Annotated in this window: 11 protein-coding genes; 4 read left to right on the top strand and 7 right to left on the bottom strand. The window is 73.9% G+C overall.

Annotated elements, in window-relative coordinates; all coding sequences use genetic code 11:
* Window positions 1-161: 161 nt before the first annotated feature.
* The 7 genes from truB to rimP all read right to left on the bottom strand — a co-directional run bounded on the left by truB (window position 162) and on the right by rimP (window position 7,074).
* Complete coding sequence (gene truB / locus ACFYZY_RS28080; protein ID WP_388699583.1) at window positions 162-1,061, bottom strand: tRNA pseudouridine(55) synthase TruB; 900 nt, start codon at window positions 1,059-1,061, stop codon at window positions 162-164.
* Window positions 1,058-1,498, bottom strand: a complete 441-nt coding sequence (rbfA, locus tag ACFYZY_RS28075) for a 30S ribosome-binding factor RbfA (RefSeq protein ID WP_360312255.1) — start codon at window positions 1,496-1,498, stop codon at window positions 1,058-1,060. The genes truB and rbfA overlap by 4 nt, the downstream gene beginning before the upstream one ends.
* Window positions 1,499-1,528: 30 nt before the next feature.
* Entirely contained in the window at window positions 1,529-1,822 is a 294-nt protein-coding gene (locus ACFYZY_RS28070; protein WP_030217805.1) for a DUF503 domain-containing protein, read from the bottom strand.
* Between the two features lie 148 nt (window positions 1,823-1,970).
* Window positions 1,971-5,060 carry a translation initiation factor IF-2 gene (infB, locus tag ACFYZY_RS28065; RefSeq protein ID WP_388699579.1) on the bottom strand — a complete coding sequence of 1,030 codons (3,090 nt, stop codon included), beginning with the start codon at window positions 5,058-5,060 and terminating at the stop codon, window positions 1,971-1,973.
* Window positions 5,061-5,207: 147 nt separating this feature from the next.
* On the bottom strand, window positions 5,208-5,489 hold the full coding sequence (locus ACFYZY_RS28060) for a YlxR family protein (protein ID WP_388699576.1): 282 nt from the start codon (window positions 5,487-5,489) through the stop codon (window positions 5,208-5,210).
* 74 nt (window positions 5,490-5,563) lie between these two features.
* Window positions 5,564-6,574: a transcription termination factor NusA gene (gene nusA, locus ACFYZY_RS28055; RefSeq protein WP_388699574.1), complete on the bottom strand. Its 1,011-nt coding sequence runs from the start codon at window positions 6,572-6,574 to the stop codon at window positions 5,564-5,566.
* 2 nt (window positions 6,575-6,576) lie between these two features.
* The gene (gene rimP, locus ACFYZY_RS28050) at window positions 6,577-7,074 is read right to left on the bottom strand and encodes a ribosome maturation factor RimP (protein WP_388699571.1); all 498 of its coding nucleotides are present in this window, start codon (window positions 7,072-7,074) and stop codon (window positions 6,577-6,579) included.
* A gap of 187 nt (window positions 7,075-7,261) precedes the next feature.
* Between rimP and ACFYZY_RS28045 the strand changes: the two genes are divergently transcribed.
* The 4 genes from ACFYZY_RS28045 to ACFYZY_RS28030 all read left to right on the top strand — a co-directional run bounded on the left by ACFYZY_RS28045 (window position 7,262) and on the right by ACFYZY_RS28030 (window position 10,349).
* A complete protein-coding gene (locus ACFYZY_RS28045; protein ID WP_388699569.1) occupies window positions 7,262-7,819 on the top strand; it encodes a hypothetical protein in 558 nt (185 codons plus the stop codon).
* Window positions 7,816-8,232 (top strand): DUF4439 domain-containing protein, encoded by a 417-nt coding sequence (locus ACFYZY_RS28040; protein ID WP_388699566.1) that lies wholly within the window; start codon window positions 7,816-7,818, stop codon window positions 8,230-8,232. Before ACFYZY_RS28045 ends, ACFYZY_RS28040 begins: the two co-directional genes overlap by 4 nt.
* 30 nt (window positions 8,233-8,262) lie before the next feature.
* Complete coding sequence (locus ACFYZY_RS28035; RefSeq protein ID WP_388699564.1) at window positions 8,263-9,162, top strand: aminoglycoside phosphotransferase family protein; 900 nt, start codon at window positions 8,263-8,265, stop codon at window positions 9,160-9,162.
* Between the two features lie 215 nt (window positions 9,163-9,377).
* Window positions 9,378-10,349 carry a slipin family protein gene (locus tag ACFYZY_RS28030; RefSeq protein ID WP_388699561.1) on the top strand — a complete coding sequence of 324 codons (972 nt, stop codon included), beginning with the start codon at window positions 9,378-9,380 and terminating at the stop codon, window positions 10,347-10,349.
* Window positions 10,350-10,488 lie beyond the last annotated feature (139 nt).

The raw sequence follows: 10,488 nt of genomic DNA, 5'->3' as shown, positions 1-10,488 counted from the left end.
GCCCCCCCGCGGGGTTTCCGACCCCCCGGGCCCCCCCGCGCCCCCCCCCGGGGGGGGGGGCCCGGCCGGGGCGGGGGGGGGGGGGGCCCCCCCCCCCCCCCCCCCCCCCCACCGCCGGGAGCGTCCTGAGCACTTCCGTGCCCCGGCGCCCGGACCGCCGTTCAGCCGAAGACGGCGAGGCTCTTGGCCTTGCCCCGCTGGTCCTCGACCAGGGCGAGCAGCTTCCCCTCCGGTCCGTAGACCGCGACGGGGCCCTTCGGGTACTCCGGCATCTCCAGGCGGACGCCGTTGAGCAGCAGCCGGGCCCGCTTCTCGTCCACGTCCCAGCGGGGGAACGCCGCCGAGGCCGCGTCCGCGACCGGCATGACCGTCAGCTCCTCCTGGAGCTGGTCCAGGGTCCTGGCCGCGTCCAGCTTGTACGGGCCGACGCGGGTCCGGCGCAGCGCGGTCAGATGGCCGCCCACGCCGAGCCCGGCTCCGAGGTCCCGGGCGAGCGCCCGGATGTACGTACCGGAGGAGCAGACCACCGAGACGACCAGGTCCACGACCGGGGTGCCGTCCTCGGCGACGGCCTCGCGGACGTCGTACACCCGGAAGGAGGAGACGGTGACCGGGCGGGCCGGGATCTCGAACTCCTCGCCGCCGCGCACGCGCGCGTAGGACCGCTTGCCGTCGATCTTGATGGCGGAGACCTTCGACGGCACCTGCATGATGTCGCCGGTCAGCTCCGCCACACCGGCGTCGATCCCCTCGCGGGTGACCTTCGACGCGTCGGCCGACGCCGTGATCTCGCCCTCGGCGTCGTCGGTGACCGTGGTCTGGCCCAGGCGGATGGTGCCCAGGTACTCCTTCTCGGTCAGCGCGAGGTGCCCGAGCAGTTTGGTCGCCCGCTCCACGCCGAGGACGAGGACGCCCGTCGCCATGGGGTCGAGCGTTCCGGCGTGGCCGACGCGGCGGGTCCTCGCGATCCCGCGCATCTTGGCCACGACGTCGTGCGAAGTGAAGCCCGACGGCTTGTCGACGATGACAAGGCCGTCGGGCGTGGGGGGTGCGGTGCTCATTCGGCGGCTTCGTCCTCGCCCGGCTTCTTGTAGGGGTCGGCTTCGCCCGCGAAGGCGGCGCCCGAGGACGCCTCCCGCACCTGGGCGTCGGAGGCGCGCGCCTTGTCGAGGAGGTCCTCGATGGTGCGGGCGTTCTCCGGGAGCGCGTCGGCCACGAAGGCCAGCGTCGGGGTGAACTTGGTGCCCGCCGCCCGGCCCACGGCCGAGCGGAGGATGCCCTTGGCGCTCTCCAGGCCGGCCGCGGCGCTCGCGCGGTCCTCGTCGTCGCCGTAGACCGTGTAGAAGACCGTGGCCTCCCGCAGGTCGCCGGTGACACGGGTGTCCGTGATGGTCACGTGCGTACCCAGGCGGGGGTCCTTGATGCCGCGCTGCAGCTTCTCGGCGACCACCTCCCGGATGAGGTCTGCCAGCTTCTTCGCCCGCGCGTTGTCGGCCACTGGTCCTTCTCCTTCTTCGCCTTGCTCAAATCAGTCTTCATCAGTGTGGAGCCTGCGGCGCACCGACAGCAGCTCCACCTCCGGGCGGGCGGCGACGAGCCGCTCGCACCGGTCCAGCACGTCGCTGAGGTGTCCCGGGTCCCCCGTCACCATCGCGACGCCGATCTCGGCCCGCCGGTGGAGGTCCTGGCCGCCCACCTCCGCCGCGCTCACCGCGAACTTGCGCTGGAGCTCGGCGACGATCGGCCTGACGACGGAGCGTTTCTCCTTCAACGAACGTACGTCGCCGAGGAGCAGATCGAAGGACAGTGTCCCCACGTACATGTGTGTCCGGATGTCCCGCCGGTTCGGGGTCAGTGGTCCCGCCCACCGCGGGGCGGGTGCACCAGGAACCGTACACGCAACGGCCGGGGCCGATCGACGGAATAAGTTCCGCCGACCGGCCCCTGCTCACTGCTGCGATCCGACGCGATCAGGCGCGCGGCTTCTCGCGCATCTCGTACGTCGCGATGACGTCGTCGACCTTGATGTCGTTGTAGTTTCCGAGGTTGATACCGCCCTCGAAGCCTTCGCGGATCTCGGTGACGTCGTCCTTGAAGCGGCGCAGACCGTGGATGGTGAGGTCCTCCGCGATGACCTTGCCGTCGCGGATGAGGCGCGCCTTGGTGTTGCGCTTGACCTCGCCGGAGCGGATGAGGACACCCGCGATGTTGCCCAGCTTGGACGAGCGGAAGACCTCGCGGATCTCCGCCGTACCGAGCTCGACCTCTTCGTACTCCGGCTTGAGGAGGCCCTTGAGCGCCGCCTCGATCTCCTCGATCGCCTGGTAGATGACCGAGTAGTACCGGACGTCGACGCCCTCGCGCTCCGCCATCTGCGCGGCACGGCCGGCCGCGCGGACGTTGTAGCCGATGACGATAGCGTCGGAGCCCATGGCCAGGTCGATGTCCGACTCGGTGACCGCACCCACACCGCGGTGCAGGACGCGGATGTCGACCTCTTCGCCGACGTCGAGCTGGAGCAGCGAGGACTCCAGGGCCTCGACCGCACCGGAGGCGTCGCCCTTGATGATGAGGTTGAGTTCCTGGACGAGACCGGCCTTGAGCACCTTGTCGAGGTCCTCGAGGGACACCCGGCGGACGCGCTTGGCGAAGGCCGCGTTGCGCTCGCGGGCGGCCCGCTTCTCGGCGATCTGACGCGCCGTGCGGTCCTCGTCGACCACCAGGAGGTTGTCGCCGGCACCCGGGACGTTGGTGAGACCGAGCACCAGGACGGGAGTCGACGGGGTCGCCTCCTCGACGTTGTTGCCCTTGTCGTCGAGCATCGCCCGGACGCGGCCGTACGCGTCGCCGACCACCACGGTGTCGCCGATGCGCAGCGTTCCGCGCTGGACGAGGACGGTCGAGACCGCACCGCGGCCGCGGTCGAGGTGGGACTCGATCGCGATGCCCTGCGCGTCCTGGTTCGGGTTGGCCCGCAGGTCGAGCGAGGCGTCGGCGGTGAGGACGACGGCCTCCAGCAGGGAGTCGATGTGCAGACCCTGCTTGGCGGAGATGTCGACGAACATCGTGTCGCCGCCGTACTCCTCGGCCACCAGACCGAACTCGGTCAGCTGACCGCGGACCTTGGTCGGGTCCGCGCCCTCGACGTCGATCTTGTTGACCGCGACGACGATCGGGACGCCGGCGGCCTTGGCGTGGTTGAGCGCCTCGATCGTCTGCGGCATGACGCCGTCGTTGGCCGCGACCACGAGGATCGCGATGTCGGTCGACTTCGCACCACGGGCACGCATGGCGGTGAACGCCTCGTGACCCGGGGTGTCGATGAAGGTGATGCGACGCTCTTCGCCGTTGACCTCGGTGCCCACCTGGTAGGCGCCGATGTGCTGGGTGATGCCACCGGCCTCGCCCGCGACGACGTTCGTCTTGCGGATCGCGTCGAGCAGTCGGGTCTTTCCGTGGTCGACGTGACCCATGACGGTGACGACCGGCGGACGGGAGACCAGGGCCTCTTCGCCGCCCTCGTCCTCGCCGAACTCGATGTCGAAGGACTCGAGGAGCTCGCGGTCCTCCTCCTCCGGGCTGACGATCTGAACGGTGTAGTTCATCTCGTCGCCGAGCATCTGCAGCGTGTCGTCGGAGACGGACTGCGTGGCCGTGACCATCTCGCCGAGGTTCATCATCACCGCGACGAGCGACGCCGGGTTGGCGCCGATCTTCTCGGCGAAGTCGGTGAGGGAGGCACCGCGCGACAGGCGAATGGTCTCGCCGTGGCCGCGGGGCAGCATCACGCCGCCCACGGACGGGGCCTGCATGGCCTCGTACTCCTGGCGCCTCTGACGCTTCGACTTGCGACCGCGGCGCGCGGGACCGCCGGGACGGCCGAAGGCGCCCTGCGTGCCACCACGGCCACCGGGACCGCCGGGACGGCCGCCGAAGCCGCCGGGACGACCGCCGAAGCCGCCGCCACCGCCGCCGGGACCACCCGGACGGCCACCGCCGCCACCGGGACCACCGGGACGGCCGGCGAAGCCGCCGCCACCGCCGCCGGGACCGGCCGGACGGCCGGTGAAGCCGGGACGACCGCCGCCGCCACCGCCGGGGCCGCCCGGACGGCCGCCGGGGCCACCGGGACCACGGCCGCCGGGGCCGGGACGCGGGCCCGCGGCGGGACGCTGCGGCATCATGCCCGGGTTGGGACGGTTGCCGCCGGGGGCGCCGCCGGGACGGGGAGCCTGCGGACGGGGCATGCCGCCGGGGGTGGGACGGGCGCCGCCCGGGGCGCCGGGGCCGCCGGAACGCTGTGCGCCGCCGGGGCCGCCCTGCGGACGCGGGGCGCCCGGAACGGCACCGGGGCCGCCCGGACGGGGGGCACCGCCACCGGGACGCGGCGACTGCGGGCGCGCCATGCCGGTGGAGCCGCCCGAGGTGAAGGGGTTGTTGCCCGGACGGGGACCGGCCGGACGGGCACCGCCCGGACGGGGGGCCTGCTGGCCACCGGGGCGCGGGGCGCCCTGTCCCTGCGGGCGGGGCGCCTGCTGGCCCGGACGGGCGGCCGGGCGGGGGCCCGGGGTCGCGCCGGCGGGACGCTCCTTGCCGGCGGCCGGGGCCGACGGAGGCGCGGTGAACTCCGGGGCGGTCGGAGCCGGGGAGGCCGGCGCCGGCTTCGGCGCGGCCGGGGGCTTCGGACCCGGAGTGGGACGCGGGCCGGAGGCGGCCGGCGTCGAGGGCTTCTCCGCTGCCGCGGGCTTGGGCGCCGGGGTGGGCGCGCCAGGCTTCGGGGCGGCGGGACGTGCGGCCTGCGCCGGGGACGGCGCGGGGGATGCCTGCGCCGGCTTCGGCGCGGCGGGCGCCGCCTTGCGGGGCGCGCCGGGCTTCGCAGCGGTCCTGCCGGCGTTGCCGCCGGGACCCTGCAAAGCGTCAGTCAACTTGCGCACGACCGGCGCCTCGATCGTCGAGGACGCCGAACGGACGAATTCACCGAGTTCTTGGAGCTTGGCCATGACGACCTTGCTCTCCACACCGAACTCCTTGGCGAGTTCGTATACCCGGACCTTAGCCACTTTGCTCCTTTGTGAGGTCCGGTTACCGCCGGACCGTCGCTACTTCATGGGCGTACTCATCGCGTACTCATCGAGTGCTCATCGCAATCTCGACCTACTTCCAACTCGCGAGGTACCTGACCGCACGGTGTTCCGTGCCGTGCTTCTTCACTGCTGTGCCGATCGCTCGACGTGGTGGCGGAGTTCCGCGGTGTCGAGCGGTCCCTGGGCCCGGAAGGCCCTGGGGAACGCCCGGCGGCGGACCGCCAGGTCGAGACAGACCACGGCGGGGTGGAGGTACGCACCCCGGCCGGGCAGCGTACCGCGATGATCCGGAACGCACTCGTCCTTATTCATCACGATCCGCAGCAGATCGCTCTTGGCCGCTCGCTCCCGGCATCCCACACAGGTTCGCTCAGGGCACGCGCGGGCGGGCGTCCGGCCAGACACGATTAAGTCTACCTCCCCGTACCGACCTCGCCCGATCGGGGCAAGAATCGAACAGTCGTTGGCCAAAAACGGTCTCAGTCCCGGCCGGCCGGCGCGGTCTGCCCGGTCTGCTCGGTGTCCGGACGGATGTCGATCCGCCAGCCGGTGAGGCGCGCGGCCAGGCGGGCGTTCTGGCCCTCCTTGCCGATCGCGAGCGAGAGCTGGTAGTCCGGCACCGTCACCCGGGCCGAACGGGCGCCCAGGTCGACGATCTCGACCTTGGAGACCCGGGCCGGGGAGAGCGCGTTCGCCACCATCTCGGCCGGGTCGTCCGACCAGTCGACGATGTCGATCTTCTCGCCGAGCAGCTCCGCCATCACGTTGCGGACGCGGCTGCCCATCGGGCCGATGCAGGCGCCCTTGGGGTTCAGGCCCGAACGGGTGGCGCGGACGGCGATCTTGGTGCGGTGGCCGGCCTCGCGGGCGATGGCCGAGATCTCGACCGAACCGTCCGCGATCTCCGGCACCTCCAGGGCGAAGAGCTTCTTCACCAGGTTGGGGTGGGTGCGCGACAGGGTGACGGAGGGACCGCGGACGCCCTTGGCCACCCGGACGACGTACGTCCGCAGACGCAGGCCGTGGGTGTACTCCTCGCCCGGCACCTGCTCCTGGACCGGAAGGATGGCCTCCAGCTTGTCGTCCAGCCTGACCAGGACGTTCTTCGGGTCCTTGCCCTGCTGCACCACGCCGGCGACGACATCGCCCTCGCGGCGCGCGTACTCGCCGAAGGTCACGTCGTTCTCGGCGTCCCGCAGCCGCTGCTGGATGACCTGGCGGGCGGTGCTCGCCGCGATCCGGCCGAAGTCGGACGGGGTGTCGTCGAAGTCCTTGGGCTCCTGGCCCTCCTCCAGGTCGGAGGGGTCCTCCTTCGCCCACACGGTGACGTGACCGGTGGTGCGGTCCAGCTCCACGCGCGCGTGGCGGCGGGCGTCGGGGGTGCGGTGGTACGCGATGAGGAGGGCCGACTCGATCGCCTCGACCAGCAGGTCGAAGGAGATCTCCTTCTCATGCGCCAAGCCCTTGAGCAGCTTCACGTCGATGTCCACGGCTACGCCTCCTCTTCCTTCTTGTCCTTGCGGTTGAACTCGATCTCGACACGCGCCCTGGAGATCTCGCCGAACCCGATCCGGCGGGCGGTGGGCCTGCGCCCCTTCACGCCCGGCACCTCCAGGTCGAGGCCGTCCTCGTCCACGGCGACGATCCGGGCGACCAGCTCGCCCGCGTCGGCGAGCTGGAACCGGGCCAGACGGCCGGTGGCCCGTACGTAGTGGCGGTGCTCGGTGAGGGGGCGGTCGGCGCCGGGGGAGCTGACTTCGAGGACGTACTCGCCCTCGCCCATCGCGTCGGTCTCGTCCAGCTTCTCGGAGATCGCGCGGCTCAGTTCGGCACAGAGGTCCAGCTCCACGCCCTCGTCCGAGTCGACGACGATCCGCAGCAGTCCGCGGCGGCCCGCCCGGGAGACCTCGATCTCCTCCAGGTCCAGGTCCTTCTCGCGGACGAGCGGCTCAATGAGTCCGCGCAGCCTGTCGCTCTGGTGGGTGCTCATCCGGGTGACTCCTCGGCCGCGTGTGCTGTTGTGGTTCGTCGCGTGTCAGACCAAAGGGTATCCGGTCCCGGAGGGTGTTGCCGTCCACCGGCCCGGGGCCCGCGGGTACGCTCGCCTGCGACGATCCCGGCGGTCTTCGCGTACGGACGGATCTTCGCATACGGACACGGCGGCCGAGGGAGAAGGCGTGACGACGACGGGCAGACGCGCGCTCCTCGTGGCGGGGGCGGCGGCGGGGGCCACGGCGCTGGTGGGCTGCACCTCCCCGGGCGGGGACGGCGGCCCCCGGCGGCCGGACGCCGCCGAACGGGAGGCGGCGCGGGCGGCGCGCGCCGAGGCGGCGCTGCGGGCGCGCTCGGTGGCCGCCGCGCGCGGACTGCTGGAACGGTACGACGCGGTGCTCGCCGCCCATCCGGCCCTGACGCCCCGGCTGACCCCGCTGCGGCGCTCGGTGGCGGCCCACGTGAAGGCCCTCGGCGAGGGCGGTACGGGCCCGGCGGAGCCCGTGACGGCCTCCCGGGCCCCTTCCGCCTCCGCCTCCGCCCCGGCGGCCCCCGCCCCCGTACCCGTGGCCGCCGACGCCGGGGCGGCCCTCGGGCAGCTCGCGGCGGCCGAGCGCGCCGCCTCCGACGGGCACACGGCCGCGCTGCTCGCCGCCCCTCCCGAGTACGCCCGGCTGCTCGCCTCGGTGGCGGCCTCGGGCGCCGTCCACGTCCATCTGCTGACCGGAGGAGCCCGGACATGAGCGCCCTCGACGCCGCCCAGGCGGCACTGGCCGCCGAGCACGCGGCGGTGTACGGGTACGGGGTCGTCGGCGGCCGGGTCGGCGCCGGGCGCCGGGCGGAGGCCGCGGCCGCGTACGAGGCCCACCGGGCGCGCCGGGACGCGCTGCGCCGGACCGTGCGGGACCTCGGCGGGGCACCGGTGGCGGCGGAGGCGGCGTACGGACTGCCGTTCCGGGTGGCGGACCGGGCGGACGCGGTGCGGCTCGCCGCCGTCCTGGAGGACCGGGTGGCCGCCGTCTACTCCGACCTGGTCAGGGCCACCGAGGGCCCGGCCCGGCGGGAGGCGGCCGCCGCGCTGAGGGAGGCGGCGGTACGCGCCGTGCGCTGGCGCGGCGGCGACGTAACCTTTCCTGGGCTCGCCGAGCGGGCCTGAGCCCGCCCCGACCGAAGGAACAACGTACGCATGGGTTTCGAACCGCCGCAGCGACTCGTCCGGGTGCTCGGCGAGACGTACGGGGAGTCCGCGGCGGCCGAGTGGCTGGAGCGGCTGCCGGAGCACGCGCGGGCCGCGCTCGACCGGGGCTCCCTGGAGGCCGGCCGGGTGGTGGCCCCCGGCGGGCGGAGCAGTCTGGTGGTGCTCGTCCGGCGGTCCGACGGCTCCCCCGCCGCGCTCAAGGTGGCGCCTCCGTTCGCCCGGCCCGACCGGGAGCGGGACGCGCTCGCCCACTGGGACGGCTGGGGCGCGGTGCGGCTGCTCGGGGAGGCCGGTGACGGGGGGCTGGTCCTCGAACGGCTGCACCCCGAGGTGTCGCTGCGCTCGCTACCGGAGGCGAAGGCGCTCCTGGAGGCGGCGGGCACCGTGCGGAAGCTGTGGGTCGAGCCCCCGGCCGGTCACGGCTTCGAGTCGGTGGCCGGGCGGACGGCCCGGCAGGTCCCGGCGATGGAGCGCCACCGCGCGGACGCGGCGACCGCCGGTCTCACGGAGGCGGCGCTCGCGGCGCGCGAGGAGCTGGTGGCCGGGGAGAGCGAGACGCTGCTGCTGCACGGCAACTTCCGGCAGGGCAAGGTCCTGGCCGGCGACCGGGCGCCCTGGCTGGCCGTGGGACCCGAACCGCTGGTCGGCGAGCGCGCCTACGACCTGGCCAGGCTCGTACGGGACCGGGTGGAGGACCTGGTCGCGGCCTCGGCGGGCGCCTCGGTGGCCCGGCGGCGGGTGAACAAGCTGGCGGACTCGCTGGACGTGGACCGGGAGCGGCTGCGCGGCTGGACCCTGTTCCGGGCGGTGGAGTCGGGGACGCGGGCGCTGACGGCGGGGCGGCGGCAGGACGCGGAGCTGCTCCTGGAGTTCGCGAGCTGGCTGTAGCCGGCGGGCCGGCGCGGCTCCCGGGCGGGTGCGGCTCCCGGACGGGCGGTCCCCGGGTGGGCGGCTTCCGGAGGGGCCGCTTCCGGACGGGCGAGGTTGCGCGGGCCGGAGACTGTTCGCGGACGAACAGCGGGGTAATACCCTTTTTGTACCGTTCGCCGGTCTTCGGCGTTCGGACTCGCCCGGTCCGGGCGGCTCGACCCCAGGGAGCCGTGATGATCGAAGAGCTGCTGCTGGCAGTGGGCGGCGCGGGTGCGGCGGCGGCGGTGTACGCGGGCGCGGCGGCACGGGTGGTCAAGCAGTACGAGCGCGGGGTGGTCTTCCGCTTCGGCAGGCTGCGCGGCCGGGTGCGGCCACCCGGCTTCACCCTGATCGTTCCGTTCGCCGACCGGCTGCACAAGGTGAACATGCAGATCGTCACGATGCCGGTGCCCGCGCAGGAGGGCATCACCCGGGACAACGTGACGGTGCGGGTGGACGCGGTCGTGTACTTCAAGGTCGTCGACCCGGCGGACGCCCTCGTACGGGTGGAGGACTACCGGTTCGCGGTCTCGCAGATGGCGCAGACCTCGCTGCGGTCGATCATCGGCAAGAGCGACCTGGACGACCTGCTGTCCAACCGGGAGCAGCTCAACCAGGGGCTCGAGCTGATGCTCGACAGCCCGGCGATGGGCTGGGGCGTGGCCATCGACCGGGTGGAGATCAAGGACGTGTCGCTCCCGGAGACCATGAAGCGCTCGATGGCCCGGCAGGCGGAGGCGGACCGGGAGCGGCGGGCCCGGGTGATCAACGCGGACGCGGAGCTCCAGGCGTCGAAGAAGCTGGCGGAGGCGGCGGCGGAGATGTCGGCCCAGCCGGCCGCGCTCCAGCTGCGGCTGCTGCAGACGGTGGTGGCCGTGGCGGCGGAGAAGAACTCGACGCTGGTCCTGCCGTTCCCGGTCGAACTGCTGCGGTTCCTGGAACGGGCGACGCCGGAGGCCCCGGCGGGGACGGACACGGGCAAGGGTACGAACGCAAGGGCGGGCGCGGGTGCGGACGCGGGCGCGGACCCCGCCCCGGGCCGGCCCCCGGAGGTGCCGCCGCTGCTCGACGAGGCGCGCCCGCGGGGACGGGCGACGCCGGAGGACGCCATCGAGGACCTGACGGGCACGTCGGTGGAACCGGTGCCCCGCGAGGACGGCGCCTGAGGAACGGGACGGGGGAGGGGGGGGGGCCCCCGGGGGCCGCCCCCCCCCCCCCCGCCGGGGAGCGGGGGGGGGGGGGGGCGCCGCCGGCCCCCCCCGCCGCCAGCCCGGCCCCCGGCGGCGGGGGGGAACCAGCCACCCC

Source organism: Streptomyces sp. NPDC001744 (assembly GCF_042892575.1).
Lineage (GTDB): Bacteria > Actinomycetota > Actinomycetes > Streptomycetales > Streptomycetaceae > Streptomyces.
This window is presented reverse-complemented; position numbering and strand designations above follow the sequence as displayed.